At 68.9% G+C, this 24,910-nt stretch carries 30 protein-coding genes; 22 read left to right on the plus strand and 8 right to left on the minus strand.

The window, feature by feature from the left end; genetic code table 11:
* The first annotated feature begins 55 nt into the window (after positions 1–55).
* From E7T09_RS18610 to E7T09_RS18640, 7 genes are all read left to right on the plus strand, one after another.
* On the plus strand, positions 56–1,123 hold the full coding sequence (locus tag E7T09_RS18610) for an FtsW/RodA/SpoVE family cell cycle protein (RefSeq protein WP_136390690.1): 1,068 nt from the start codon (positions 56–58) through the stop codon (positions 1,121–1,123).
* Between the two features lie 7 nt (positions 1,124–1,130).
* Positions 1,131–1,688, plus strand: a complete 558-nt coding sequence (locus E7T09_RS18615) for a dihydrofolate reductase family protein (protein WP_136390691.1) — start codon at positions 1,131–1,133, stop codon at positions 1,686–1,688.
* Positions 1,689–1,770: 82 nt separating this feature from the next.
* Entirely contained in the window at positions 1,771–2,304 is a 534-nt protein-coding gene (locus E7T09_RS18620; protein WP_240741893.1) for a YdeI family protein, read from the plus strand.
* Positions 2,301–2,720: a cupin domain-containing protein gene (locus tag E7T09_RS18625; RefSeq protein WP_136390693.1), complete on the plus strand. Its 420-nt coding sequence runs from the start codon at positions 2,301–2,303 to the stop codon at positions 2,718–2,720. Before E7T09_RS18620 ends, E7T09_RS18625 begins: the two co-directional genes overlap by 4 nt.
* 53 nt (positions 2,721–2,773) lie before the next feature.
* The gene (locus tag E7T09_RS18630; RefSeq protein WP_136390694.1) at positions 2,774–3,721 is read left to right on the plus strand and encodes an aldo/keto reductase family protein; all 948 of its coding nucleotides are present in this window, start codon (positions 2,774–2,776) and stop codon (positions 3,719–3,721) included.
* A 112-nt stretch (positions 3,722–3,833) separates the two neighbouring features.
* Positions 3,834–4,808 (plus strand): ABC transporter ATP-binding protein, encoded by a 975-nt coding sequence (locus E7T09_RS18635; RefSeq protein ID WP_136390695.1) that lies wholly within the window; start codon positions 3,834–3,836, stop codon positions 4,806–4,808.
* Entirely contained in the window at positions 4,801–5,673 is an 873-nt protein-coding gene (locus tag E7T09_RS18640) for an ABC transporter permease (protein WP_136390696.1), read from the plus strand. Before E7T09_RS18635 ends, E7T09_RS18640 begins: the two co-directional genes overlap by 8 nt.
* Before the next feature lie 15 nt (positions 5,674–5,688).
* Here E7T09_RS18640 and E7T09_RS18645 read toward each other — a convergent pair whose 3' ends face one another.
* The 3 genes from E7T09_RS18645 to E7T09_RS18655 form a co-directional block, all read right to left on the minus strand.
* Positions 5,689–6,087 carry a DUF4260 domain-containing protein gene (locus tag E7T09_RS18645; RefSeq protein WP_136390697.1) on the minus strand — a complete coding sequence of 133 codons (399 nt, stop codon included), beginning with the start codon at positions 6,085–6,087 and terminating at the stop codon, positions 5,689–5,691.
* 245 nt (positions 6,088–6,332) lie between these two features.
* Positions 6,333–7,601 (minus strand): VWA domain-containing protein, encoded by a 1,269-nt coding sequence (locus E7T09_RS18650; protein ID WP_136390698.1) that lies wholly within the window; start codon positions 7,599–7,601, stop codon positions 6,333–6,335.
* Positions 7,598–8,509 carry a MoxR family ATPase gene (locus tag E7T09_RS18655; protein WP_136390699.1) on the minus strand — a complete coding sequence of 304 codons (912 nt, stop codon included), beginning with the start codon at positions 8,507–8,509 and terminating at the stop codon, positions 7,598–7,600. The genes E7T09_RS18650 and E7T09_RS18655 overlap by 4 nt, the downstream gene beginning before the upstream one ends.
* Before the next feature lie 224 nt (positions 8,510–8,733).
* Here E7T09_RS18655 and E7T09_RS18660 point away from each other — a divergent pair, with 224 nt between their 5' ends.
* Complete coding sequence (locus tag E7T09_RS18660; protein WP_136390700.1) at positions 8,734–9,054, plus strand: hypothetical protein; 321 nt, start codon at positions 8,734–8,736, stop codon at positions 9,052–9,054.
* A gap of 150 nt (positions 9,055–9,204) precedes the next feature.
* Positions 9,205–9,822 carry a hypothetical protein gene (locus E7T09_RS18665; RefSeq protein ID WP_136390701.1) on the plus strand — a complete coding sequence of 206 codons (618 nt, stop codon included), beginning with the start codon at positions 9,205–9,207 and terminating at the stop codon, positions 9,820–9,822.
* A gap of 29 nt (positions 9,823–9,851) precedes the next feature.
* Here E7T09_RS18665 and E7T09_RS18670 read toward each other — a convergent pair whose 3' ends face one another.
* The gene (locus E7T09_RS18670) at positions 9,852–10,316 is read right to left on the minus strand and encodes a carbon monoxide dehydrogenase subunit G (protein ID WP_136390702.1); all 465 of its coding nucleotides are present in this window, start codon (positions 10,314–10,316) and stop codon (positions 9,852–9,854) included.
* Positions 10,317–10,425: 109 nt separating this feature from the next.
* Between E7T09_RS18670 and E7T09_RS18675 the strand changes: the two genes are divergently transcribed.
* The 6 genes from E7T09_RS18675 (at position 10,426) to E7T09_RS18700 (ending at position 18,339) form a co-directional block, all read left to right on the plus strand.
* Complete coding sequence (locus E7T09_RS18675; RefSeq protein ID WP_240741894.1) at positions 10,426–11,055, plus strand: NTP transferase domain-containing protein; 630 nt, start codon at positions 10,426–10,428, stop codon at positions 11,053–11,055.
* Between the two features lie 57 nt (positions 11,056–11,112).
* Entirely contained in the window at positions 11,113–12,894 is a 1,782-nt protein-coding gene (locus E7T09_RS18680; RefSeq protein ID WP_136390703.1) for a hypothetical protein, read from the plus strand.
* Between the two features lie 196 nt (positions 12,895–13,090).
* On the plus strand, positions 13,091–14,275 hold the full coding sequence (gene carA, locus E7T09_RS18685) for a glutamine-hydrolyzing carbamoyl-phosphate synthase small subunit (RefSeq protein WP_136390704.1): 1,185 nt from the start codon (positions 13,091–13,093) through the stop codon (positions 14,273–14,275).
* 66 nt (positions 14,276–14,341) lie between these two features.
* Positions 14,342–14,899, plus strand: coding sequence for a hypothetical protein (locus tag E7T09_RS18690; protein WP_136390705.1), 558 nt, complete (start codon positions 14,342–14,344; stop codon positions 14,897–14,899).
* Between the two features lie 132 nt (positions 14,900–15,031).
* Positions 15,032–17,305 carry a uracil-DNA glycosylase gene (gene ung / locus E7T09_RS18695; protein ID WP_240741895.1) on the plus strand — a complete coding sequence of 758 codons (2,274 nt, stop codon included), beginning with the start codon at positions 15,032–15,034 and terminating at the stop codon, positions 17,303–17,305.
* The gene (locus E7T09_RS18700) at positions 17,302–18,339 is read left to right on the plus strand and encodes a DNA topoisomerase IB (RefSeq protein WP_136390707.1); all 1,038 of its coding nucleotides are present in this window, start codon (positions 17,302–17,304) and stop codon (positions 18,337–18,339) included. The genes ung and E7T09_RS18700 overlap by 4 nt, the downstream gene beginning before the upstream one ends.
* A gap of 6 nt (positions 18,340–18,345) precedes the next feature.
* Here the strand turns inward: E7T09_RS18700 and E7T09_RS18705 are convergent, their stop codons facing one another.
* The gene (locus E7T09_RS18705; RefSeq protein ID WP_136390708.1) at positions 18,346–18,693 is read right to left on the minus strand and encodes a hypothetical protein; all 348 of its coding nucleotides are present in this window, start codon (positions 18,691–18,693) and stop codon (positions 18,346–18,348) included.
* Positions 18,694–18,785: 92 nt separating this feature from the next.
* A complete protein-coding gene (locus E7T09_RS18710) occupies positions 18,786–19,262 on the minus strand; it encodes a GNAT family N-acetyltransferase (RefSeq protein WP_136390709.1) in 477 nt (158 codons plus the stop codon).
* 87 nt (positions 19,263–19,349) lie between these two features.
* On the opposite strand from E7T09_RS18710, the gene E7T09_RS18715 reads away from it, so the two are divergent.
* Together E7T09_RS18715 and E7T09_RS18720 are read left to right on the plus strand one after the other, a co-directional pair.
* Positions 19,350–20,246, plus strand: a complete 897-nt coding sequence (locus E7T09_RS18715; protein WP_205747048.1) for an aminoglycoside phosphotransferase family protein — start codon at positions 19,350–19,352, stop codon at positions 20,244–20,246.
* 10 nt (positions 20,247–20,256) lie between these two features.
* Entirely contained in the window at positions 20,257–20,604 is a 348-nt protein-coding gene (locus E7T09_RS18720; RefSeq protein ID WP_136390710.1) for a VOC family protein, read from the plus strand.
* A 2-nt stretch (positions 20,605–20,606) separates the two neighbouring features.
* Here the strand turns inward: E7T09_RS18720 and E7T09_RS18725 are convergent, their stop codons facing one another.
* Both E7T09_RS18725 and E7T09_RS18730 read right to left on the minus strand, forming a co-directional pair.
* Positions 20,607–21,281: a Crp/Fnr family transcriptional regulator gene (locus E7T09_RS18725; RefSeq protein ID WP_240741896.1), complete on the minus strand. Its 675-nt coding sequence runs from the start codon at positions 21,279–21,281 to the stop codon at positions 20,607–20,609.
* Positions 21,282–21,319: 38 nt separating this feature from the next.
* Positions 21,320–21,553 carry a ferredoxin family protein gene (locus E7T09_RS18730; protein ID WP_136390711.1) on the minus strand — a complete coding sequence of 78 codons (234 nt, stop codon included), beginning with the start codon at positions 21,551–21,553 and terminating at the stop codon, positions 21,320–21,322.
* 104 nt (positions 21,554–21,657) lie between these two features.
* On the opposite strand from E7T09_RS18730, the gene E7T09_RS18735 reads away from it, so the two are divergent.
* The 5 genes from E7T09_RS18735 to E7T09_RS18755 all read left to right on the plus strand — a co-directional run bounded on the left by E7T09_RS18735 (position 21,658) and on the right by E7T09_RS18755 (position 24,861).
* A complete protein-coding gene (locus tag E7T09_RS18735) occupies positions 21,658–22,083 on the plus strand; it encodes a DoxX family membrane protein (RefSeq protein WP_136390712.1) in 426 nt (141 codons plus the stop codon).
* Positions 22,084–22,143: 60 nt separating this feature from the next.
* Positions 22,144–22,647 carry a DUF427 domain-containing protein gene (locus E7T09_RS18740; RefSeq protein WP_136390713.1) on the plus strand — a complete coding sequence of 168 codons (504 nt, stop codon included), beginning with the start codon at positions 22,144–22,146 and terminating at the stop codon, positions 22,645–22,647.
* A 61-nt stretch (positions 22,648–22,708) separates the two neighbouring features.
* Positions 22,709–23,116, plus strand: coding sequence for a hypothetical protein (locus E7T09_RS18745; RefSeq protein ID WP_136390714.1), 408 nt, complete (start codon positions 22,709–22,711; stop codon positions 23,114–23,116).
* A gap of 31 nt (positions 23,117–23,147) precedes the next feature.
* Positions 23,148–23,765 (plus strand): aminoacyl-tRNA hydrolase, encoded by a 618-nt coding sequence (gene pth / locus E7T09_RS18750; RefSeq protein ID WP_136390715.1) that lies wholly within the window; start codon positions 23,148–23,150, stop codon positions 23,763–23,765.
* Between the two features lie 40 nt (positions 23,766–23,805).
* The gene (locus E7T09_RS18755; RefSeq protein WP_240741897.1) at positions 23,806–24,861 is read left to right on the plus strand and encodes a M42 family metallopeptidase; all 1,056 of its coding nucleotides are present in this window, start codon (positions 23,806–23,808) and stop codon (positions 24,859–24,861) included.
* Positions 24,862–24,910 lie beyond the last annotated feature (49 nt).

The raw sequence follows: 24,910 nt of genomic DNA on the forward strand, positions 1-24,910 counted from the left end.
TTCACCTGCCCAAGCCGTAGCCTGGGCGGGTGACTGTGCTGGCCTGGGGTTCTTTGTGAAATACGATCTGCGCTTTCCGTTCATCATCGCGGCGCTGCTGGTGGTCGGCCTGATGACCGTCAGCACGGCCGCGCTGGCCCCCGGCGCGGCGGGCGGCATCCTGACCAAGCAGATGCTGGGTGTGTTGCTGGCCGCCGCTCCTATTGGGCTGCTGCTGTGGGCGGGTCGCGACCGCGTGTATGCTTTCGCGCCCTACCTGTACGGGTTCGCGCTGCTGCTCCAGGCGAGCACCTTCGTGATCGGCAAGGAGGTGAACGGCCAGAAGAACTGGATTCTGCTGGGGCCCGTGCAGATTCAGCCGCTGGAGGTCCTGAAGTTCAGCCTGATCCTCATGCTGGCCGTCGCGTTGCAAAGTGGCTACCGGGGCCTCAGCACCTACCTGCGGGCCTTCGCGGTGTTCCTGCCCGCCGTGGGCCTGGTCGTCACGGCGGACTTCGGCGGGGCGATGGTGCTCAGCGTCATCCTGGGCGTGATGCTGCTCGCCGCCCGCATTCCCTGGTGGCACGCTCTGCTGGCCCTGCTGGCGGTGGGCGTGGCCGTGCCCACGGTGCTGTACCCGCACCTGGAACCGTACCAGCAGAAACGCCTGACGATCTTCATCGACCCGTACCAGGATCCCCGCGGCGCTGGGTATCAGGTCATCCAGAGCACCATCGCCGTCGGCAGTGGAGGCCTGCAGGGCAAGGGGTACAAGCAGGGCAGCCAGTCGCACAACGGCTTCCTGCCCGAGGCGCACACGGACTTCGCGTTCAGCACCTGGGCCGAGGAACAGGGCTTCGTGGGCGCGCTGGCCGTGCTGCTGCTGTATGGCGCGCTGTTCTGGGGGCTGGCCGGCATGGCCATGGAATCCCCGAGGTTGCAGGATCAGGTGCTGTTCGCCGGGGTGCTCGGACAGATCGGCTTTCAGGTCATCGAGAACATTGGCGCGGCCCTGAGCGTGCTGCCGCTGACCGGGATCACCCTGCCGATGATCAGCTACGGCCTGAGCAGCCTCGTCGCCACCCTGAGCACGCTGGGACTGGCCTACGTGGTGCACCGCGACCGCTTCCTGGGCAGCATCTGAGGCTGACATGACGGCTTTTCTCGTGTACATCGCCGCCAGTGTTGACGGCTTCATCGCCCGCCCCGACGGCACCCTGGACTGGCTGCCGGGCGCACAGCCGGACAGTCCGCCCATGCCCGCCGGTGAAGACCACGGCTACGACGCCTTCATGGCGCGGGTGGACACGGTGGTCATGGGGCGGGGTACCTTCGACACCGTGCGCGACTACCGGCCGTGGCCGTACGCGGGCAAGCGCCTGATCGTCCTGAGCCGCACCCTGACGGCCGCCGGGCTGCCCCCGGATCTCCACGGGCAGGTGGAGGTCCACCCTGGCCCGGTCGATGGGCTCGCCGCGGCTCTGAACGGTGCCCAGGGCGTGTACGTGGACGGCGGACAGACCCTCCAGGCATTCCTGCGGGCCGGGCTGATCGACGAACTGACCATCACCCGGATTCCGGTGCTGCTGGGCGCAGGCCGCCCGCTGTTCGGCGTGCTGGACGCCGACGTGCCCTTACGTCACGTTCGCACTCAGTCGTTCCCCAGCGGCTTCGTGCAGAGCACCTACGCGCCCATCCGCCCGACCTGAAGGGGTGGCATGCTGGGGCATGGCTCCCGCCTTCCCTGCCGAGCTGATTGAACCCGCTTCCCGCGCTGCATGGAGGAAATGGTTGCAGAGCCACCACGCGACCAGTCCCGGCGTCCGCCTCGTCATCCACAAGAAGGGCTCGCCCACGCCCAACCTGACCACCGCCGAGGCCGTCGAGGAGGCCCTGTGTTTCGGCTGGATCGACTCGACGGCCCGCACGCTGGACGCCGTCCGCTGGGTGATCCAGATGACGCCGCGCAAGACCGGCAGCGGCTGGAGCGCCGTGAACAAGGAGCGGATCGCCCGGATGCAGGCGGAGGGCCGGATGACCCCCGCCGGGCAGGCCCGCATCAATGCGGCCGTGCAGGACGGCACCTGGACGAAACTGGACGCCATCGAGCGGCTGGAGATCCCCGCCGACCTCCGCGCGGCCCTGGACGCGTCCCCCGGCGCGGCCGGGCACTGGGACGCCTTTCCGCGCACCGCGAAACGCGCCGTACTGGAGTGGATCGCGCAGGCGAAAACCGAGCCCACCCGCCGCAAACGGGTGACCGAGACGGCCGAGAAGGCCGCGCGCGGCGAACGTGCGAACCAGTGGGCACGCCACACTCCATGACGCCCGACGAGATCATCCGCGAACTGAAGCTGCACCCGCACCCTGAAGGCGGCCACTACGTCCAGATTCACGAGGACGTGCAGACCGTGGATGGCCGTCCGGTCTGTACCAGCATCTATTTCCTGCTGCGCGCGGGCGAGGTCTCGCACTGGCACCGCGTGGACGCCACCGAGATCTGGAACTACCACGTGGGCTCGCCGCTGGAGCTGTCCATCTGGCACGCGGGGGAGATACAGCACCTGCGCCTCGGGCCGGACCTGCTGCACGGCGAGCGCCCCCAGGGCATTGTGCCCGCCCACGCGTGGCAGGCGGCCCGTACTCTGGGCGAGTGGACGCTGGTGGGCTGCGTGGTCGCGCCCGGGTTCCAGTTCAGTGGTTTCGAGCTGGCCCCGCCAGGGTGGTCGCCTGAACCTTGAGCTGGACTTCAGCCTGACCGTCCCCCCATGCTTTAAGAGTTAAAGTGCCGGGCATGGAATTCCGGAATCTGGGCCGCAGCGGCCTGAAAGTCAGCGAGGTGGCCCTGGGCGGCTGGGTGACCTACGGGCAGAGCGTGAACGACGCACAGGTGGTTCACGACATCGTGAAGGCCGCCTACGACGAGGGCGTGAACTTCTTCGATCAGGCCGACATCTACGCCAAGGGCCGGTCCGAGGAACTGATGGGCGCAGCGCTGCGCGACTTCCCCCGACACACGCTGGTCATGTCCAGCAAGGTGTACTGGCCCATGAGCGACGACGTGAACGACCAGGGCCTGAGCCGCAAGCACATCCTGGAGAGCATCGACGGGTCCCTCAAGCGCCTGGGCACCGATTACCTGGACATCTACTTCGCGCACCGCTACGACGAGAACGTGCCCATGGACGAGATCGTCATGGCCTTCGATCAGGTCATCCGCGCCGGGAAGGCGCTGTACTGGGGCACCAGCATGTGGCCCGCCGCGCGGATCGCCGAGGCCGTGGAGTTCGCCAAGGCGCACGGGCTGCACGGCCCCGTGACCGAGCAGCCCGAGTACTCCATGATCCACCGTGACCGCGTGGAGAAGGACATCCTGCCGTACACCGAGCGCGCCGGCGTGGGCCTGGTCGTCTGGAGCCCGCTGGCGATGGGCCTGCTCACCGGCAAGTACGACGCTGGAAAACCCGAGGGCGCCCGCCTGAGTGAGCACGAGGGCTTCGCGCGCGACTTCCTGACCGAGGCGAACATCCAGAAGGTGCGCGACCTGAAGCCCGTTGCCGACGGTCTGGGCATCACCCGCGCGCAGCTCGCCGTGGCGTGGCTCCTGCGCCACAAGGGCGTGAGCAGTGTGATCACCGGGGCCACCAAGCCGCAGCAGATCGCCGACACCGTGAAGGCCGCCGGCGTGCGCCTGGACGCGAGCATCGTGCAGCGCATCGAGGAAATCCTCAACCCGGTCTGATCTTCAGGTTCCCGGCACGTTCCTCGTTCCGGCGTCAGCAATTTGATGAAGGCGTGTTCCATTGCAACTTTCGGCGCACGTCCGGGCCTTCCTGCGCGGCTATGCTGCCCGAATGAGTGCCCCTGCCATCGAGACGCGCGATCTGCGCAAGGAATACCGGGGCCGCGCGGTCGTGGACGGCCTGACCCTGAGCGTGCAGCCCGGCGAGGTCTTCGGCTTCCTGGGGCCGAACGGAGCGGGCAAGAGCACCACCGTGAAGATGCTGCTGGGTCTGGTGTTGCCCACGGGCGGGCAGGTGCGCGTGCTGGGCGGCTCGCCCGCCGATCCGGCCATCCGCGCGCGCCTGGGCTTCCTGCCCGAGCAGTTCCGCTTTCAGACGTGGATGACCGGGGAGGAATTCCTGCGCTTCCACGGTCGCCTCGCGGGCCTGAAGGCCGATGACCTGCGCGCCCGTATTCCCGAGGTGCTGGAAGTCGTCGGCCTGGGCGGCCGCGGCCGCGAGGCGCTGGGCGGCTACTCGAAAGGCATGTTGCAGCGCGCCGGGCTGGCCGGGGCGATCCTGGCCCGGCCACAGCTCGTGTTCCTGGATGAACCCACGAGCGCCCTCGACCCCATCGGCCGGGTGGAGGTGCGGGAGATCATCGAGCGGCTGCGCGGACAGGGCGTGGCGGTGTTCCTGAACTCGCACCTGCTGTCGGAGGTAGAGCAGGTCTGCGACCGCGTGGCCTTCGTGAAACAGGGCCGGGTGCTGCGGCAGGGCAGCATGCGCGAGCTGATGGGAAACGTCCTGCCGCTCGATGTGCGCGCGGACACGCTCCCGCCGGGCCTGCTGGAGGTGCTGGCCCGGTACGGCGAGCTCCGGCACACTGACCTCAACACGCCGGGTCGCGTGGGCGTCGAACTGTGGCTCCAGCACGAGGACGCCATTCCGGAGATCGCGCGGGCCGTGCTGGACAGCGGCGCGCATCTGTACGCCCTCACGCCGCGCCGCCCGGATTTGGAAACCATGTTCCTCGACCTGATCGAGGACACGCCCGAAGCGAGCCGTGCCGCGCCACTTCCTGGCGGGGAGGCCGCCCGTGCGTAACGCTCTCTTGATCGCGGAACTGTCGCTGCGGGAGGCCTTCCGCAAGCGGCTGGTCAGCGTGCTGGTGGTGCTCAGCGTGCTGTTCATCGGGTTTTTCCTGTACGGCATCGTGCGGCTGGAGCAGGCGCTCGACCAGCGGGCCATCGACGCGGGACTGGAGGGGCGCAGCGCGACCGGCGCGGGCAACATCCCCGTGATCTCCTCGGCCCTGTTCGGCATGTACCTCGTCTACTTCCTCGGATCTCTGATGGCGGTGCTCTCCACTGTCGGCTCGGTCAGCGCGGACATCGAGAACGGCGTCATGCAGAGCGTGATCGCCCGGCCGGTCAGCCGCGCGCAGGTCGTGCTCGGGCGCTTCCTGGGCTTCGGTACGGTCAATGTCGTGTACGTGGCCCTGCTGGGCGCCTCGCTGCTGCTGGGCGTACGCATGATCACCGGCTACCTGCCGCCCTCGCCGGTCGCCGCCCTGGCCCTGATCCTGCTGGCCGTGCTGATGCTCACCGCCCTGACCGTGCTGGGCAGCACGCTGTTCACCACGCTCGCCAACGGTATCGGCGTGTTCGTGTTGTACGGCGTGGGCTTCACGGGCGGCATCCTGAGTGCCATCGGCAAACTCGCCGATACGCCCACCCTGGTCACGCTCGGCAAGGTCGCCAACGCCCTGATGCCTAGCAACGCCCTGTGGCTGGGCGCCAGCTACCACCTGCAACCCCCGTTCATGCTTCAGGTGAGCGAACTGGGACGCGGCGCGAACCCCTTCACGTCCAGCACGCCCATTTCCACCGGTCTGGCCGTGTGGGCGTGCGCCCTGACGGCGCTGGCCGTGGGCGCGGCGATGTGGCGGTTCAGCAGGCGGGATCTGTAGGGTCAGCACCAAACGCTAGGCGTCCAGATGGGTGTGCCCAAAGGCGTCGGGGTATTTCAGGCCGTAGCCCGCCGCGCGGTCGAAGCCGATGTGCGCCAGCAGCACTAGGCCGGTGAGGGTGGCCTGCGGCTGGTTCAGAATGAAGCCGGCGGCAACCAGCGCGATGGGCAGCACGGTGCTGTGTACGGCGTTGTAGAGGGCCGCGCCGATCCGTGAACCGACCAGATAGCCGACGAAGCTTAGATCCGCCGCAAAGCCCAGGAAGAGGTAGCCCCAGTGGCCGCCCAGGTGCAGGAAGGCGGCGATACAGAGGACACACAGAGCCAGTCCTTCTACGCGCAGTAGGCCGAGGGGCTGGACGACCGAGACGGGGGCGGCGACCTGACGGGCTGGGCGGGCGGGAGCAGTGATCATGGCCTCTCCTCTCAAGGTGAACGGCGTTCTTCTTGAATGCAAACACTGTACGTCTTGGAAGATGATTCTGTCAAGACGTACAGTGTTCTTCTTTATTTCTGTTCAACCGGTCAGCGGCCGGGCCGAGGTCGCGGTGGTAGCGACGGCTGCCCGGCACTGCCTGCGGCCCTCTGATACCACAGCCATGCGCCATTGCACCGTTCCTGGATCTCACACCCAGGTCGTGGTGCGACGCGAACTGCCGGCTACCGCAACGCTCCGCCCCGCTTGAGCCGTCCGGCCAGCGCATGCAGGTCGCCTACGCCGCTGGCCGGCAGCAGTCCGTCCAGGTAGGGCAGGGCGGCCTTCACGGCCCGCTGCACCGGCTGGTAACCCGGCATGCCCGCCAGCGGGGACAGCCACACCACACGGGCCGCGCGGTGGTGCAGCTCGCGCATGGCACGCTCCAGCTCCTCGACCGGGCCGGTGTCCAGGCCGTCACTGAGAATGAAGACCAGGGTGTCGCGGTTCACGTGCTCGCGTTCCTGGCGGGCCAGTTTCAGCAGGTTCTCGCCGATGCGGGTGCCGCCGCCCCACGCCTCGCCCAGATCCGGCAGGTGCAGGGTCTTGCCGGGGGGTGCGCCGCGCAGCAACGGGGTCAGGCGGGTCAGGCCCGTGCTGAATGCGTAGACCTCGACCCGGCGTGATCTGAGGTGCAGGGCGTGCGCGAAGCGCAGCAGCAGCGTGGCGTCGCGGCCCATGCTGCGGCTGCCGTCGAGGATCAGCAGGAAACGCGGGGCGCGGCGGGGGCGCCCCAGCCACTTCAGCAGGGTGGCGTCCCCGGCGGTGCGGGCGGCGGCGCGGATGGTGCGCCGCGCGTCGAGTTTCGGGCCACGCGGCATGGGTTTCAGGCGGCGCGACCGGCCGAGTTCCACCGCGCGCACCAGCGCTCCCGCCGCGCGCAGCAGCTCCGGCAGGTCGCCCTCGGTCGCGTCGAATTCCCCGCCGCCCGAGGCGTTCGGGCTGAGTTTCGTGCGGATCGTCTGGGCGGGCTCATCCGGATCCTCGGAGCCGTCGTCGGATTCACCGAGTGGCTGGGCCTGCGTCGTGTCCACGTCGCCCTGGTCGTCACCGTCGCCGGAATCCGGCGGCGTTGGAGCTGGTTTCTTCTCCGGTTCAGCATCGTCCGCACCGTTCGGCGGGGATGGCTGGTGCTCCTGCTCCACGCCGGGCGCCTCCGTCTGAGGCAGAAGCGGTGGCAGGGTGGGGGGCAGCGGGCCACCGTCCGGGCGGAAGAAGGCGTTGAACTCCTGATCGAAGACGCGGCGCTGTTCGGGACTGGCGGTCAGGACGGCGCGCAGGGCGTCGCGCACCTCGTGTTTACGCAGCACGTCCACCACACCCAGGGTGCGCAGGGCGTCCGCCGCCTCGCCTGGCCCCAGCAAAAACCCGTGCCGGGTGCGCAGCCGTGCCACGAACGCCGTGACGCGCGTGGCAAGGTCGGCGGGCAGGGGCGGTGCCGGGTCGGCAGTCACGACCCGTCAGCCACCGGGACGCTGGCGGCCTGTTCGGCGGCCTTCGCGGCCAGCTGCTTCAGTGTGGGCGCCGCCAGCAGCTGATCCTCGCGCAGCTTGAGCACCGCGCCCAGCGTGGCCTCGATCGCCCCGGCGTCCAGGTGATCGCGGTGCAGGCTGGCCAGCGCCGCCGCCCAGTCGAGCGTCTCGGCCACGCCGGGCGGCTTGCCCAGGGGCAGGGCCCGCAGCGCCTGAATGGCGTCCGTGACCTGCCGGGCCAGCCCCTGGTTCACGCCGGGCAGCCGGGCGTGCACGATCTCCAGTTCCTGCCGGGCACTGGGGTACTCGACCCAGTGGTACAGGCAGCGCCGTCTGAGCGCGTCACTCAGTTCGCGCGACCGGTTGCTGGTCAGGATCACGTGCGGGCGGCTGCGGGCGTGCAGCGTGCCCAGTTCCGGCACCGTGATCTGCCACTCGGCCAGCAGTTCGAGCAGGAAAGCCTCGAAGGCGTCGTCGGCGCGGTCGACCTCGTCGATCAGCAGCACCGGCGCCCGCTCCTCGCGGATGGCCTGCAGGAGCGGCCGGGCCAGCAGGAACTTCTCGCCGTACAGTTCGTCGTCACCCACGCGCTCGCCGGCCAGTTCCGCGCCGCGCAGGTGCAGCAGCTGCCGCGCGTAGTTCCACTCGTACAGCGAGGACTGCGCGTCCAGGCCCTCATAGCACTGCAGGCGGATCAGGCGGGTGTCCAGCGCGAGCGCCAGGGTCTTGGCTGCCTCGGTCTTGCCGACCCCGGCCGGCCCTTCCAGCAGCAGGGGTTTGTCGAGCGCCACGACCAGCCGCACGGCCGTGGCCAGCGCCTCGCCCGCCACGTACCCGCGCGCCCGGAAGAGGGCCTGGAGGTCGCCGGGCGTCGGAACGGAAACCGTCATGGAGCCGCCCGGAACGCGCGCGGCCCGGTGAAAAGGCAGTCGGACATAGGGTTGCAGTATCCCGGCTGGGCGCTGCTCTTGAACGTAGTCTTACAAACCATTCGCAAGGCCCTCCTGGCGGCTATTTCTGCGTGCTGACGGGCAGAAAACACGCTGTTCTTCATGTCCTGCACGCCCGCCGCGCTGTGAGGCGGGCGTGAGAGACCGGTGCGTAAGGTGAGCCCATGAACCTCCCCCTGTTCCTGTGCATCATGATCGCCCTGGTCTCCGGACTTCACGCGGGTCGCAGCTTCCTGAAAGCACATGTGAACGGCGGGAACCTCGTGATCCCCGCGCTGGCACACATGGCCGTGTCGGCCGCCCTGATGGTGCTCAGCGTTCTGCTCGACACGTCCGACGGAAACATGCTGTGGATGATCGTCGCGACCGCCAGCATGGCCGGCCTGGGTCTGGGGGCGCTGCTCCCGATCCGTTCTGTTCACGTGAACGCCGACGTGAGTACCGAGGCCGAAGTGGCCTCCCTGCCCACCGCGCAGGCCGCCTGAGCTTTCCCGACCCGCGCGACCTGATCCCACGCCGTCTGACCCCCTGGGCCAGGCGGCGTAGCCCGTGTGGGCATCCATGACGCTTCCTTTACTTCCGGAGGATGACGCGGGCCACCTGCACCCTGTATAAGGACGGCAGGAGGTCACTGCATGCCGACCGAGAACAAGACGGCCCGCACCATCAATACCCTGATCCGCGTCGGCAGGGCCCTGCGTGACCCGGAACCCGAAGCGGCCCCCGGCGCGGCGGGCCTGGGCGACGCGGCCCGCCGTCTGGGCACCAGGGCGCTGGGAAGCGCCCGCGTGCAGGGCCTCGGGGCGCAGGTGCAGGAACTGCGGGCCCAGGCGGCCGCCCGTGCGGATCAGCGTCTGGAAACCCTGATCGCCGAGGCCCGCGCCCGACGGGGTGAGACGCCGCCGGACGAGGTGGCGCTGCTGCTCGCCCGCCGCCGCCAGGAACGCGACGAGCAACTGGAACGCGTCCGTGCCCGTACGGCCCTGCTCGCCCAAGGCGAGACGCCCGAACAGCGGGCCGTTCTGACCCGCGTGGCCGCCGTGACGCCCTGGGCGGGCGGAGAGACCGGCGCGCTGCGCTACACGCAGCTGCTCGACGACCTGGCTCCGAAAGGCGGCGCGGTGGCCGAGATGGCGGTGCACCGCGCCCTGTGGACGCTCGCGGAGCGGCGCGTGCTGGCCGTCTCGCCGCACGGGGTGGTCACCGCCATCCCGACCCTGACGGCCGTGCCGGACGCCCTGCCCAGTCCCTGAGCGCCAGGGCGTCCGGCGGCGCGGCACGGTCAGGCCAGCGTGCCGGACGACGCGCCGATGTGGGCGCTCATGTTCTCGAAGGTCTTCGAGATCAGCTTCTGCGCCTGGGCATCCAAGAGCCGCCCACCCACCGTGGCGACCGGGCCGCGCATGTTCGCCTCGCCCGTCCAGTCCAGCAGGGTCGTGCCGTCGCCGTTGTCCACGACGTTCGCGCCCGCCGTCAGATCGACCACGCTGCCCAGGCCGCCGCCCTGCACGTTCACGTTCACCCGGCCAGCCGCCTCGTCCGGCAGCACCTCGATCTTGAACTTGAACTTGCCGCGCACCATGCCCACGCCCACCTGCACGACCGCGTCCATGTGCGTCTGGTCATGCACCGTCACTTCCTGCACGTCCGGCAGGCAGCGCGCCACGCGTTCGGGATCCTGCACGAAGGCCCACACGACGGCGGGCGGCGCCTGCACCTTCTCCTGACCTGAGTAATTCAGTTTCATACGGTCACCTCTGGAACGCTGGACTTGAAGACGCCGCCATTCTAGGCGCGCGGGGGTTTGGGAAAGATTGGGCGCGTCACCACGCGCGCTCCGGGCCTACCATGCAGGCGTGACGTCCGCTTCCACCACCGTCGCTGGGGTGCTGCTCGCCGCCGGGCTCAGCACCCGCATGGGGCAGCCCAAGCAGCTGGCCGCGCTGCACGGCCGTCCGCTGTGCACGTACGCCGCCCAGGCGCTGGCCGACGCCGGGCATGGGCACCTGCTGGCCGTTGTGCCGCCCGGCGTGGTGGGTGACGAGATTCGCACGGCCCTGGCGGGGCTGGACTTCGCGTTCGTGGTGAATCCGGAGCCGGCCCGCGGCCTGGCCTCGTCCTTCCGGGCCGCCGTGGCCGCCCTGCCGCCGGGCCTGACCGGAGCGAACTTCGCGCTGGCCGACATGCCCCTGATCACGGCAGACGTCCACCGTTCCCTGCTCGCCGCCTTCCGGACGTCTGGAGCGCCGGTCGTGCTGGCCGAGTACGGCGAGGCCCCAGACGCCGTGCGCGCCCCGCCGCACCTGTTCCGTGCGGATCTGCTGCGGGCCATCCGGGACACGCCGGACGCCGATCACGGACCGCGCGCCCTGATCGGCGCCCACCGCGCCCAGGCCGTCACCCTGACCTTCCCGGCGACCCTGCTGCTGGACGTGGACACGCCGGACGCGCTGGAGGCCGCCGCGCGGGCGCTGCCACTCACCTGAACGGGGGCTGCCCCATCTGGGCACCGGGCCCTGACGGCCGCCCCGTATGATCCGGGAGTGAAACGTCATCTCATCCTCAGTCTGGGCGTCGTGGCCCTGGGTTCCGGCGCGCACGCGGCCTCCCTGACCGAACTGCTGCCCGCCGGAGCGCTCCTGACCCTGGAAACCCGTGACGCGGCCGGGGCCATCGGCCGGCTGTCCGGCGTGCTGGGCCGCGTCATGGATCAGGTGGCCGGGCCGGACGCCCAGGGCACCCAGACCATGAACGGCCTGCAGGAACTCATGAAGGGCTCCATCGGGAAGGAGGCCGCCGTGGGCGTGTTCACGGTCGGTCGGTCCGCCCAGACCTACTCGCCCGAGCTGCTGGCCGTGTCGCGCGTGGACGACCTCTCGGCCGAGTTCTTCGGCAGCCTGCTGAAGAAGAAAACAGGTGCCCGCGTGGGCGTGTACACCTTCGCCCGCCAGGACGACGTGTACGCGGGCATGGCGGGCGGTCTGGTGTACGTCTCGACGAACAAGGATCTGCTGATGGGCTACCTGGGTCGCCTGAGCGGCAAGGCGGCCCCCAGACTCCAGGGTTCCGCCGCGTACACGGCTGCCCGGCGTCCGGTCGGCACGCAGGAACTGGCGCTGTACGTGAACTTCTCGGCGGCGGCCAAGGTCATCCGGGGCGAACTGGCCAGGGTCGCCCTGCCGCGCCTGCTCTCGCCGGTCGTGGACGCCATCGACACCCTGGGGCAGTACTCGGCCGGGTTCACGACCACGGACGCGGGCCTCACGGCGGCGTCGGCGCACGTCGTGAACGCGCAGGGCAAGGATCAGCCGCTGTCCCGCCTGCTGACGGCCAGCACGGACTTCCACGTGCAGGACATCATTCCCGCCAGTGCCGAGGGCGTGGAGGCCAGTGCCTGCGCCCCGGAGTCCGGCGCGTATATGGCCCGCTGGCTGAACCGCGTGGATCTGTTCGACCCGCTGGGCTTCCTGACCGATTCGCAACTCGCCGATCACCTGGAACGCGCGGGGCAGTACCTGGGCGGCGAATGCGCACAGGTCACCCTGGCCGGCGGCCTGAAGTCTGGTCTGGACACCCGCGATCAGCTGTCCGGTCTGGCGCACCGCGTGTCGTACCAGCGTGTCCGCGATCTGGACGCCGCGAAGGCGCACCTGCCGGAGTACACCGCGAGCGTGAACGCCGCCATCGCCGGGCTGGGCGGTTCCCTGGACTCCCTGATGAAACTGGGCCAGTCGAGTCTGCTGGATGACCTGCCCGGCAGCCTGAAGGACAGCGCGGGGATGGGCAGTGCGGCCCTGGACGGCAGCGTGCAGCAACTCCAGAAGATGCTCGGCGGGCTGAAGATGGTCTACGCCTTCCGGGGCGACTACGTGATCACCGCGTGGAACGACGAGGCCCTGAAGGCCGCGCTCGACGACACCGCCCCCACCCTTGGCCAGGACGAGGCCTTCCAGGCGGCGAACCTGCCCATGACCGGCGCGTCGTGGTCGTACCAGCCGGATCTGCCCGAGATCAGCGAGAGTGACTTCCAGGCGGTCCTGAAGGACGCCCTGGCCAGGGCGGCGGCCCCAGCGGAGAGTGCGGCCGAGCCCACCACCGCCACGTCCGCCATGACTGAGGAGGAGCGGGCCATGCAGGCCGCCATCGACGCCCTGGGGCCGCAGACGGGCCGGGGCTCCTCGAAGGGGGGCCTGGACTCCATGCTGGAGGGCGTGAGTGGTGTCATGACCGACCTGATCAACCGCTATGACGGCATGACCGCCCAGAGCCGCGTGCAGGGGAACGTGATCCTCGGGAAGTCGAGCCTCAAGTACCGCTGGGAGTGAATCCGGCCAAAGCTGCATAGATTCACGCTGTCGTGTATATCTATGCACGGCAGCGTGGCCATCCGACCTGAGCGGACGACCCCACCCTGCGCCGTGCCGGAGTCCGCTATTGTGGGGCGCAGGCGTCCGTGGCATGCGGGCGGCCCAACAGGCCATCAAGGGCGTTCCGTGAGGCGCACATGGCAGGAGGTTGAATATGATTCGCAAGGAACGCGCGATCCTGGCGCTGGAAGACGGCACCGTCTACCGTGGGTACGCCTTCGGGCACCGTGGCGAGACGGTCGGCGAGGTCGTGTTCAACACGTCCATGACCGGCTACCAGGAGATCATGACCGATCCCAGCTACAACGGGCAGATCGTGACCATCACGTACCCGCACGTCGGGAACTACGGTGTGGCGATCTACGACATGGAATCCAACAAGCCGTACGTGCGCGGTTTTATTTCCCGTGAATTCAGCGGTGAGTACAGCAACTACCGCGCGCAGCAGTCGCTCGAGGCCTTCATGCAGCAGTACGGCGTGGTGTCCATCCAGGGCATCGACACCCGCGCGCTGGTGCGCCGCCTGCGAACCGGTGGCGTCGTGAAGGGCGTCATCGCGCACCGCTCGTACACGCACCCGGACGACGCCTACGGTGAGTTCACGCCCGCCGAGGAACAGGTGTACGTGCAGCGCGCCCGTGACCACCAGGACATCGATGGGCACGACATGACCCGTGAGGTCACCACTCCGCTGCCGTACGCCTTCCCGACCCTGCGCCACGGCAAGCGCGTCGTGCTGATGGACTTCGGGATCAAGCACACCATCATCGAGCGGCTGGCCGAGGTCGGGATCGAGCCCATCGTGGTGCCCGCGCAGACCACCCCCGCGCAGATCATGGCGCTCCAGCCGCACGGCCTATTCCTGAGCAACGGCCCCGGCGATCCCGCGCCGCTGGAGTACGCGCACAAGACCGCGTGGGAGATGATGGGGCTGCTGCCCACCTTCGGCATCTGTCTGGGGCACCAGATCCTGGGCCTCGCTGCCGGCGGGCAGACCTTCAAGATGAAGTTCGGGCACCGCGGTGGCAACCAGCCCGTGAAGAACCTGCTGACCGGCGACGTGGAGATCACCGCCCAGAACCACGGGTACGCGGTGGACATCGCTTCCATCCCGAACGACGCCTTCGTTGCCACGCACGTGAACCTGAACGATGGCACGCTCGAGGGCATGGCGCACAGCCGCTACCCGGTCTTTTCCGTGCAGTACCACCCGGAAGCCAGCCCCGGCCCGCACGACAGCCGTTACCTGTTCGACCGCTTCATCGAGGAGATCGACGCCTTCGACGGTGGGAACGGCTCACCCGTGCAGAAGGCCGTCGCCGGACGCCTGGGCATCTGATCCAGCAGCGCGCAGGCGGCCCGGTGGGATTTGCCCCGCCGGGCCGCCCTGCGCTACGGTTCCCCCATGAAGCGCGCCCTGCTCACCGCCCTCCTGTTCACCGCCACGGTGCCCACGCAGACCGGCCTGGCGCAGTCCGACCCCAAGCCCGCCGCCAGCCAGCCGGACAGCACGGCCCCCACCGCCGTGAAGCAGAACGTGAAGTACACGGCCACGCAGAAGCTCGTGAAGATCACCACGGTGAACGGCAAGCGCACGGAGACGCTGGTGGACAGTCCCCTGACCGTCGTGCGGGGCGATCTGCTGGTCGAGAACGTGACCGTGCAGAATATCGGCACGCAGACCCTGCCGCAGGTGACGGTCAGCATGCCCATGCCCGACGGCACCTCCTTCACAGGCGTCGCCACGGCTGCGACCAGCCGGATCGCCCTGCTGTACAGCACCGATGGCGGCCGAAACTACACGGCCACGCCGCAGCACGTCAGCAGCGTCACCGAGAACGGCAAGACCGTCCTGAAGAAGACGGCCGCGCCCATGACCGAGGTCACGAACGTCCGCTGGATCATCCGCGCGCTTGTGAAGGGCGAGAGCCTGAACCTCTCGTACCGCGTGTCCGTGGATTGAGAGCCGCAGCTCCACCCGGTGAACCATGCAGGTCGAGGCTGGGCGCCTTGCAGCCAAGCGGCCATTCACCGTTTCTTGAGTGGGCGGGACTTCCTACCGTCCTGGGTGTGTGGTCGGGCGACACTCGGGCCTGTGTCCGTGCAAGTCGTGTGGTTCAAGAAAGACCTGAGGGTGCGCGACCATGCCCCATTGGTCGAGGCGGCGCGCCGAGGCCCGGTGCTGCCCGTGTTCATCTACGAGCCCGAGCAACTGCGCCATGAGGAATTCGCCGGCCATCACCTGACGTACCTGAACGACGCCCTGCGGGAACTGGACGTCCGCCTGCGCGCCCTGGGCACACCTCTGGTCGTCCGGCAGGGTGAGGCCGTGGCCGTGCTGGACGGGTTGCGCGCGGAGCACGACGTGGGGGCCGTCTGGGCACACGAGGAGACCGGCAACGGCGTCAGTTTCCGGCGGGATCGGCGTGTGCGGGCGTGGGCGCGGCACCGGGGCCTGCCGTTCACCGAAGTTCCCCAGAACGGCGTGATCCGCCGCATGCGCAATCGTGACGGCTGGGCCGCGACGTGGGAGGAGCGCATGACCGCGCCCGTGGTGCCCACGCCGGGCGCGCTGCGCGGCACCGGGGCCGATCCGGGCCGCGTGCTGGATCACGCGGAACTGGGCGTGCCCGCCACTGACAAGCGCATTCCGCCCGGCGGACAGGCCGAAGCGCACGCTCTGCTGGCCTCCTTCCTGTCCTGGCGGGGCGTGAACTACACGCGTGAGATGAGCAGTCCCGTGGCTGCCGAGGCAAGCTGCTCGCGCCTGAGCGCTCCGCTCGCCTTCGGTACGGTCTCTGTGCGGGACGTGGTGCAGGCGACCCGGCAGCGCCTGGCTGAGGTGCGCGGCGAGCCCGAGGCCGATCCGCGCTGGATACGTTCCCTGCGGTCGTACGAATCGCGGTTGCACTGGCACTGCCATTTCCTCCAGCGCCTGGAATCCGAGCCGGAGATGGAGTTCCGCACCCTGAACCGCGCCCTGGACGACCTGCGCGACGGCGGCTGGAACGAGGACTCCTTCGACCGCTGGTGCGCCGGCCAGACCGGCTACCCGCTGATCGACGCGTGCATGCGCATGCTGCGCGCCACGGGCTGGCTGAACTTCCGCATGCGGGCCCTGCTGGTCAGTTTCGCCACGCAGCACCTGTGGCTGCACTGGCGGCGGCCCGGCGTCTTCCTGGCGCGCGAGTGGCTCGACAACGAGCCCGGCATCCACTGGTCGCAGATGCAGATGCAGAGTTCGGCCGTGGGCATCAACCGCGTGCGCATCTACTCGCCCACCCGGCAGGCGCGCGAACAGGACGCGGGCGGCACGTTCATCCGCTCCTGGCTGCCGGAACTCGCGGACTTGCCGGGCGACTTCATCCACGCGCCGTGGGAGTGGACGGGCGCCGCGCGCCTGAAGTACCCGCCGCCCATCGTGAACGAGCAGGAGGCCGGACGCCGCGCCCGTGCCCGCGTGTACGCCGCCCGCAGCACGCCGCAGTTCGAGGCCGAGGCGCGGCGGATCTACGCGCAGCACGGCAGCCGCAAGAAGGCCGTCATGCGCGCCGAAAGGAAAGCTCAGGGCCTGCCGGAAAAACCCGTGAAGCCAGCGCGGCACACTACAGCCACAAGGAGACCTGCCATGTCCGACCAGCCCGACCTCTTCGGCCTGACCCCCGACCTTCCCAAGGCGATCGTGCCCGCCGGGCTGCCCGACAGCTGGCAGCGGGCGCTGGAACCAGAATTCGCGGCGCCCTACTTCCACGACCTGAAGGATTTCCTGGTGCAGGAGCGGCGCGAGCAGACCATCTTTCCGCCTGCTCCGGACGTCTTCAACGCCCTGCGTTTCACGCCGCTGGAGGACGTGAAGGTGCTGATCCTGGGGCAGGATCCGTACCACCGCCCCGGCCAGGCGCACGGCCTGAGCTTCAGCGTGCGGCCCGGCGTGCCCATTCCGCCGTCCCTGCGGAACATCTACAAGGAACTGGTGGCCGACCTTCCCGGCTTCACCCCACCCCGCCACGGCTACCTGAGGGCCTGGGCCGAGCAGGGCGTACTGCTGCTGAACGCCGTGCTGACGGTGCGCGAAGGACAGGCGAACAGCCACGCGAACAAGGGCTGGGAGCACTTCACGGACGCCGTGATCCGGGCCGTGAACGACAAGCCCGAACGCGTGGTGTTCGTGCTGTGGGGCGCCTACGCCCGCAAGAAGCGCAAGCTGATCACCGGGCCGCAGCACGTGGTCATCGAATCCGCCCACCCCAGCCCCCTGAGCGAGGCTAAGTTCTTCGGCAGCCGCCCCTTTTCTCAGGTGAACGCGGCGCTGGAAGACGCCGGACGCGGAGCCATTGACTGGCACCTGCCCGCCAAGGCGGAGGAATGACGTCCCGCACCGAGATCCTGGCCGAGGAATACCTGCGCCGCGAGGGCAGCGACCCGAAGACATTCAAATACTTCTGGCCGGACGGCACCCCATACCGGGAGAAGGCCGGGATCGAACGGATCTCGAAACTGGCCGTGCCGCCCGCCTACCAGGACGTATACGTCTCACCCGACCCGGACGCGGAACTCCAGGCCTTCGGCCGGGACGCCGCTGGCCGCCTTCAATACCGCTACCACCCGGACTTCGTGCAGGCGGGCGCGCTGAAGAAATGGCAGCGCCTCACCCGCTTCGCCAGTGTGCTCGGCACGCTCAAGGCCACCACGGCCAGCGATCTGCGCGCCAGCGGCCTGCCGCCCCGCAAGATCGCCGCGCTGATGACGAGGCTGCTGCACGTCGCCCGCTTCCGCGTGGGCAGCGACATCTACGAGAAGCAGCACAAGACCTACGGCCTGAGCACCCTGCGGCAGAAGCATGTGAAGGTTGGGGGCCAGACCGTCACCTTCCACTTCAAGGGCAAGCATGGCATCACGCAGCACAAGGCCACGACCGACCGCACGCTGGCCGCGAATATCGGCAAGCTGCTGGAACTGCCCGGTCCGTGGCTGTTCCAGACGGTCGATGACCAGGGCGCGCGCCGCCGTGTCCATGCTGGGGAACTCAACGCCTACCTGAAAGAGGTCATCGGCCCGTTCACCGCCAAGGATTTCCGCACCTGGGGCGGGACGCTGCTGGCCGCCGAATACCTCGCTGAAGCGGGCGTGGCCGAGACCGAGAAACAGGCCCGGCAGACCCTGGTGGACTGCGTGAAATACGTGGCCGCCGACCTGGGCAACACGCCCGCGGTGACACGCGGCAGCTACATCTGCCCGGTGATCTTCGACCGCTACCTGGACGGCAAGGTGCTCGACGACTACGAACCTCGCGCCGGCAGGGGAGACGCCGAGCTGGAGGGCCTAACACGCAGCGAGGACGCGCTCAGGCGTTTGCTGGAAAGCGAGAAGATGCTGAGGGTGCGGAGGAAGAAGGGGCCGTAAAGCCGGTCACTCCAGCCAGTCCTCCAGATGGCGGTGCTGGTTGAGTCCCACAGCCTCGAACTCATCCTGGCCGGGCTCACGAATACTGCCCAGTAGCGCCAGGGCCTGATTGACGGGGCCAATTCTGGCCTTCTCTGGCCCCCACGTTCGGTGACCGTGTTGCCACACGGCGGCCGCCTGATCTCCAGTCCCTCCGAAATACTCCAGTTCCACATACGCTACCGATCCCGAGTGGGAAAGCTGACCAATCAACTCCTCAAGCGGGCCGTGCAGATAGGTGAACCATGCCTCCAGGGATGATGGAGCTTCATATCCTGGAAATCCGTCCGACACGTCCTCAGTGATGGGAATCATCACCATTCCTTGCCGCAACACAACACTCGGGAGACCGTGTGGGACGACTGCTGCTCTCGAATCCAGCAGGATCGCCTTTAGGTGGTAGCCCATCAGCCCCGGAGTTCCTTCCGCATGATTACGTTCGTCGTCTGGAAGCCCAGCCCCTCGTACAGGGCTCGGGCGCCGGTGTTGTGCCCGAAGACGTGGAGCTGGATGTTCGTGGCCCCATGTGCGGCCGTGTCCTGCTCCAGCAACTCGAAGGCCTGGGTGGCGTAGCCGCGCCGCCGGTAGGGCCCGAACACCTCGATCTCGTACACGAAGGCGGTGCGGGTGCCGCTGCGTGGCTGGAGGGCGTACCACAGCACGCCCACGTCGGCGCCCTCCTGCGGGTCGTGCAGGTGGTACAGGACGTTGTCCGGCGTGTCCGGCCCCTGGGGGAGGAGCTGCCGGAATTCGCGGTCGCCTCGCTGTGGCGCTTCCTCCGGTGTCCACTCGCCACTTTTGACTTTCTCGGCAGCGTACTGGGGAGCGGAGTGGGCGACGAAGCGCTCGAAGGCGGCGGCGTCCATCGGGCGGAGTTCAAGCATGCTGGAAGTGTAGGCGCGTGCCGACGGCCGCGCGATACGCGCTTCGGCCCATGCGCAGGCGGGCCGGGCCGGGTACGGTGACGGTCAATGGATGACATTCCAGTCCGGATGCACGTGGATGAAGTGACGACCGACGCGGCGCTCGTCTCGCGCCTGATCGCGGCGCAGGTTCCGCACTGGGAAGGGCTGCCCGTCAGTCCTGTCCGGTCGTCCGGCACGGATAACGCCATGTACCGGCTGGGCACTGAGTTCGTGGTGCGCCTGCCCCGCCGGAGCTGGGCGGTGGACGACGTGCAGAAGGAGGCCCGGTGGCTGCCCCACCTCGCACCTCACCTGCCCCTGCGTGTGCCCGAGCCGCTGTTCGTGGGCGTGCCCGGCCAGGGCTTCCCCTTTCCCTGGGCGGTCTACTCTTGGCTGGAGGGCGTGGACGCGGGGCTGGACACCGTGCGGGACGGTCATGAACTGGCACGTGATCTCGCTGGATTCATCGCCGCGCAGCGCCGCGTGCCGCGACCGGAGGGAGACGGGCCGCAGGGGTCGCGCAGCGGCACGCTGCATGACCGCGAGGAGGACACCCGCGAGGCCATCGCCGAAAGTGCAGCGCTCCTCGACATCGCGCCCGTTCATGCGGCCTGGGACGCCGCGCTGCGTGCTCCTGCCTGGAACGATCCGCCCGTGTGGCTGCACGCCGACCTGAAACCCGGCAATCTCCTCGCGCAGGGGGGCCGCCTGAGTGCCGTGATCGACTGGGGCGGCCTGACCCTCGGCGATCCGGCCGTAGACCTCCAACCCGCGTGGAATCTGCTGGATGCCGCCTCCCGGCAGACCTTCCGCGCCGCGGTGGACGTGGACGACGCCACGTGGGAGCGCGGGCGTGGCTGGGCGCTGAGCGTATCGGTGATCGCGCTGCCGTACTACCTCCACAGCAACCCGGAGCTGGCCGCCATCTGCCGAACCACGATCCGGAATGTCCTGGACGGGTAAACTGCCCTCCATGCTGAGGATCGGTTCCATCGTCTGGGGCGTGCAGGACGTGCGGCGCGCCGTGGAGTTCTGGACGGCCGCCCTGAACTACCGCCCCCGCGAGGAACCCGACGACACCTGGGCCGTCCTGATCCCCACCGAGGGAAGTGGCGTGCAGATTGCCCTGGCCCGCGTCGGCTCGGAGTGGGCGCGGCGGCATCACCTCGACCTGTACGCGCAGGATCAGGCGGCCGAGGTCGAGCGACTGCTCGCGCTGGGCGCCACCCGCGTTGAATGGCGCTATCCACCGGACGCGGATTACGTCGTGCTGGCCGACCCGGATGGCAACCGCTTCTGCGTGATCGACAAGAGCGAGTAAGGTTACCCGCTCTCTGCGAGCTGCCGGAGTTCACGGTCGTTCGTGACGGTCACCGTTCGGCGTGCGAGGTCAATCCATCCCAGGCGGTAGTAGTCGCCCAGCTTGCGGCTGACGATCTCCGGCACCGTGCCCAGCAGAGCGGCCAGCTCGCTGTTCGTCGGCAGAGCGTGCGGCGTGCGGGCGTGTCTCAGCAGGTATGCGGCGAGTCGGGAGCCCACGCCGCTGAACGCCAGAGAGTCCAGATGGTGGCCGGTGTCGGCCTCCCGCCGGGCCAGGACGGTCATGACGGCCGCACCCAGTGTGGGCGTGTGCAGGACGGCGTGCCGCACGATCTCTCCTGGAAGGATCAGGAGATCCGTGCGCTGGCCCAGTGCCTGGGCGTGAACGACGTGATTGACAGACGCCCCCAGCAAGGCGGTGGGTTCAATGACCTGCCGTGACCCTTCCACACTGAGGGTGAGTTCTCGCGTCCCGTTTCGACCGGTGCGGTACAGGCGGACGCTGCCCAGCGCCACGATGTGCAGGGTATCCGCCGGATCGCCCGCTGCAAATACCGTCTCATTTCGACCGTACGAGCGGAAGTGAGCATTCCTTGCCAGGTCACCGAGCATCGTCATGGCGGCCCCCTGGAGAAGCGGTGTCAGACGCAGCAGGGTCAGGGCTCGGTCGGAGGGCACCGGTTCATGCTGGCACGGCCATGGGTGTAGGGCTGCAGTCAGAGGAAGAACTCCCGGTTCCGGACGATGGACGCGTGCTGGTCGGTGGGCACGTCAGCCTCCTGGAAGATCGCGCCCACAGGGCACGCTAACGCGCACGCGCCACAGTCGATGCACTCGTCGGGGTTGATCACGAACTGCTCGCCCGCGTCGTGAATGCAGTCGCAGGGGCAGACCTGAACACACGCTCCATCCTTGATGCCCGCACATCCTCCGGAAATCACGTAGGTCATGCGTCCAGCGTGTCGCTTGACCAGGGGCGCGTCCATGACTTTGGTCAAGGTCTCTGCAGTCCAGGCACACGCGCTCTCGCGGCCAGCCGCCTAGCATCCTTCCCATGAGCCGCGCCCTGACCTCACCGCCCCCGACCTCCATGGTTCAGACCGCCGCTCGCGTGCTGCTGGGCTCGGCGATGGTGTTCGCGGGCACGTCGCACCTGACGTTTGCGCGGGACGACTTCCAGGCGCAGGTGCCGGTCTGGTTGCCGCTGAACAAGGATTTCGTGGTGCTGGCGTCGGGGGTGGTCGAGGTCGGGCTGGGCGTGGCGTTGCTGGTCCTGCCGCGCGAGCGGCGCAGGGTGGGCTGGGTGCTCGCGGCGTTCTACGTGGCGATCTTCCCTGGGAACATCTCACAGTACCTGTCGCATCAGAGTGCGTTTGGGCTGGACACCGACCAGAAGCGGCTGGTGCGTCTGTTCTTCCAGCCCCTGCTGGTGCTCTGGGCCCTGTGGAGCACCGGGGCGTGGCCGCGGCGGGAGCGTTGAGCCGGGAGTGACCGTAGTCAACCTGACGGCACGCGGCGGATTCACGCGGGACACTGCCGCATGTTCCGTACCGCGCCCAAACCGATGAAGCCCGGCCCCGGTCAGGAGAGCGTGTGGGACTACCCGCGCCCACCGCGTCTGGAACGGGTGGACAAGCGCATCGAGGTCATGCTGGGGGGCGTGACGGTCGCCGACACGACTGAGGCGTTCCGGGTGCTGGAGACCAGCCATCCGCCCACGTACTACCTGCCGCCCGAGGCCTTTCTGCCCGGCGTCCTGAGTCCCGCGCCGGGCCGGAGCGTCTGCGAGTGGAAGGGACCCGCCACGTACTGGACACTCACAGCGGGTGGCCGGCGTGCCGAGGCGGCCGGCTGGAGCTACGACTCTCCCACCCCGGCTTTTCGCGACCTGGCCGGCTATGTGGCCGTGTACGCGGGCCGCATGGATCAGTGCCAGGTGGGCGGCGAGGTCGTCACGCCGCAGCCGGGCGGGTTCTACGGTGGCTGGATCACGGCGGATGTGGTCGGGCCGTTCAAGGGTGAGCCGGGCACGTTGGGCTGGTAAGCGGCGGTGGGTGAAGGGAGCAAGACCGGGTACATGTGGCGGCCCTTGCTACCCTGCCCGTATGACTGAAGCTGCGATCCGCGCGAAGCTCACGGCCCTGGTGCCCGCCCTGCGGCATTTTCATTCGGCGCTGCTCGATTTTGCCAAGGGCGAGTACGAGTTCCTGCACGGCCCGGTGAAGGGGCCGTTCGCGCTGTACTCGCTGGTCATGAACGATCCGGCCTTCCAGTGGCTGCGGCCGCTGTCCGGGATCATGGCCACGCTGGACGAGGTGCTGGACGCCAAGGAGGCCACGCTCACCGACCGCAACGTGACCGACGTGCGCGGCGCGCTGGGCCTGCTGTTCGCGGAGTCGGACACGCGTTTCGCGGACTTCCGGGCCGGGTACGGGCGCGCGCGTGGCGACGCCCGGGTTCGCGAAACAGAGGCGAAGTGGCGGGAAGTGCTGGCCGACCGCCTGGAGGCGTAGCCGTGGCACCAGGGTCGATCTGGAGGTCGGGGTGAAGCTGGTGGTGGGCCTGGGCAATCCGGGCACGCAGTACGCCCAGACGCGGCACAACGTGGGCTGGCTGGTCGTGGACGAAGTGGCCCGCCGCGCCGGGGCGTCGTGGCGCAAGGAGGGCAAGGATGCCGAGCTGGCCGAGGTGCGCCTGGGCAGCGAAAAGGTGCTGCTGGTCAAGCCACAGACGTTCATGAACACCTCCGGCAAGGCGGTCGCGCCCCTGATGGGGTTCTACAAGCTCGAAGGCCCTGACCTGCTGGCCGTGCAGGACGACCTGGACAGCCCCTTTGGCCTGCTGAGGTTCCGGATGGGTGGTCGGCACGGCGGGCAGAACGGCGTGCGCGACCTCATCCGGCTGCTGGGCCACGAGGCGTTCCCGCGCCTGAAGCTGGGGATCTCGCGGCCCCCGGCGGGCTGGGATCCGGCCGACTGGGTCCTTAGCCGCTGGCGGCCCGAGGAGGCGGCGACCCTTGAGCAGCTCGTGCGGCTGGGCGCGGACGCCGTGGCGGTGTGGGCGACGGCGGGGCTGGCCGAGGGACAACTGCAGTTCAACAGCACGGATCTGCGCCCCAAACCTGAACCGGCGTCCACCCCGGCGGAACGGCAGCCCGGGTAGTGGAGGCGCCGGGGGTGTCTAAGCCCGTATCCTGACCGGCGTGCCCACAACAGAATTGAGGCTGGACGTCCTGATGCACCTTTCGAACCTGCCGGGGGTGCCCGGACAGGAGGACGCGGTACGCGAGTTCGTGCTGCGGGAACTGGACGGCCTGGCCGACGAGGTGCGCGTGGACGCCCTGGGCAACGTGATCGCCTTCCGGGCGGCGCGCAAGCCGAAGAAAAGCGAGAAGGTCGAGCGGGTCATGGTCAGCGCGCACATGGACGAGATCGGGTTCCTGGTGCGCTTCATCGACGACCAGGGCTACCTGCGCGTGCAGGCGCTGGGCGGTTTCGACACGCGCAACCTCTTCGCGCGGAACGTGACCGTCCACACGCGGGGCGGCACGCTGCCGGGCATCCTGACGCCGGGTGGCCGCCCGGTGCATATCGCCACGCCGGAGGAACGCAAGAAGATCCCCGAGGTGCGCGATTTCGTGGTGGATCTGGGCCTGAGCGCCGATGAGGTGCGCCGCCGCGTGCGCGTGGGCGACATGGTCACGCTGGATCAGGCGGCGCGGCAGGTGGGGAATCTGGTGTGCGGCAAGGCCATGGATGACCGGGCGTCGGTGTTCATGCTGCTGGAGGTGCTGCGGCAGCTGCGGGGCAAGCGGCCCCGGCATGACCTGATCGCGGTGTTCAGCGTGCAGGAGGAAGTGGGCCTGCGCGGCGCGGTCGTCGCGGCGTACGGGGCGCAGCCCACGGTGGGGATCGGTCTGGACGTGACGCTGGCGGTCGACACGCCCGGTTCCACGCCGGACGAGGCGGTCACGCGGGTGGGCGGCGGGATCGGCATCAAGGTGTTCGATTCCAGCATGATCTCGACCCGCTGGCTGGTGGACGAGTTCGCGGATCTGGCCGATGCACAGGGCATTCCGGCGCAGCTGGAGGTGCTGGCCCTGGGCGGCACGGACGGCGCGGCCATCCAGCGCAGCCGCGACGGGGTGCCCAGCGTGACCCTCAGCCTGCCGACCCGCTACATCCACACCATCGTGGAAGCGGTGCACGTGGACGACCTGCGGGCGGGCGTGGATCTGCTGTGTGCGTACCTGCGTTGAGGTGAGAACCTGAGGCGGTAAAGGTTCGCCCAAGGCGCAGGGGCAACGC

The organism is Deinococcus sp. KSM4-11, assembly GCF_004801415.1.
Taxonomy (GTDB): Bacteria; Deinococcota; Deinococci; order Deinococcales; family Deinococcaceae; genus Deinococcus.

Coding starts and splice junctions, on each gene's coding strand:
- E7T09_RS18645 (WP_136390697.1), bottom strand. CDS start 6,087: ATGATCACTGCTCCCGCCCGCCCAGCCCGTCAGGTCGCCGCCCCCGTC.
- E7T09_RS18735 (WP_136390712.1), top strand. CDS start 21,658: ATGAGCCGCGCCCTGACCTCACCGCCCCCGACCTCCATGGTTCAGACC.
- E7T09_RS18660 (WP_136390700.1), top strand. CDS start 8,734: ATGAACCTCCCCCTGTTCCTGTGCATCATGATCGCCCTGGTCTCCGGA.
- E7T09_RS18710 (WP_136390709.1), bottom strand. CDS start 19,262: ATGCTTGAACTCCGCCCGATGGACGCCGCCGCCTTCGAGCGCTTCGTC.
- E7T09_RS18670 (WP_136390702.1), bottom strand. CDS start 10,316: ATGAAACTGAATTACTCAGGTCAGGAGAAGGTGCAGGCGCCGCCCGCC.
- E7T09_RS18745 (WP_136390714.1), top strand. CDS start 22,709: ATGACTGAAGCTGCGATCCGCGCGAAGCTCACGGCCCTGGTGCCCGCC.
- E7T09_RS18625 (WP_136390693.1), top strand. CDS start 2,301: ATGACGCCCGACGAGATCATCCGCGAACTGAAGCTGCACCCGCACCCT.
- E7T09_RS18730 (WP_136390711.1), bottom strand. CDS start 21,553: ATGACCTACGTGATTTCCGGAGGATGTGCGGGCATCAAGGATGGAGCG.
- E7T09_RS18705 (WP_136390708.1), bottom strand. CDS start 18,693: ATGATTCCCATCACTGAGGACGTGTCGGACGGATTTCCAGGATATGAA.
- E7T09_RS18635 (WP_136390695.1), top strand. CDS start 3,834: ATGAGTGCCCCTGCCATCGAGACGCGCGATCTGCGCAAGGAATACCGG.
- E7T09_RS18615 (WP_136390691.1), top strand. CDS start 1,131: ATGACGGCTTTTCTCGTGTACATCGCCGCCAGTGTTGACGGCTTCATC.
- E7T09_RS18655 (WP_136390699.1), bottom strand. CDS start 8,509: ATGACGGTTTCCGTTCCGACGCCCGGCGACCTCCAGGCCCTCTTCCGG.
- E7T09_RS18720 (WP_136390710.1), top strand. CDS start 20,257: ATGCTGAGGATCGGTTCCATCGTCTGGGGCGTGCAGGACGTGCGGCGC.
- E7T09_RS18740 (WP_136390713.1), top strand. CDS start 22,144: ATGTTCCGTACCGCGCCCAAACCGATGAAGCCCGGCCCCGGTCAGGAG.
- E7T09_RS18630 (WP_136390694.1), top strand. CDS start 2,774: ATGGAATTCCGGAATCTGGGCCGCAGCGGCCTGAAAGTCAGCGAGGTG.
- E7T09_RS18715 (WP_205747048.1), top strand. CDS start 19,350: ATGGATGACATTCCAGTCCGGATGCACGTGGATGAAGTGACGACCGAC.
- E7T09_RS18700 (WP_136390707.1), top strand. CDS start 17,302: ATGACGTCCCGCACCGAGATCCTGGCCGAGGAATACCTGCGCCGCGAG.
- carA (WP_136390704.1), top strand. CDS start 13,091: ATGATTCGCAAGGAACGCGCGATCCTGGCGCTGGAAGACGGCACCGTC.
- E7T09_RS18690 (WP_136390705.1), top strand. CDS start 14,342: ATGAAGCGCGCCCTGCTCACCGCCCTCCTGTTCACCGCCACGGTGCCC.
- E7T09_RS18665 (WP_136390701.1), top strand. CDS start 9,205: ATGCCGACCGAGAACAAGACGGCCCGCACCATCAATACCCTGATCCGC.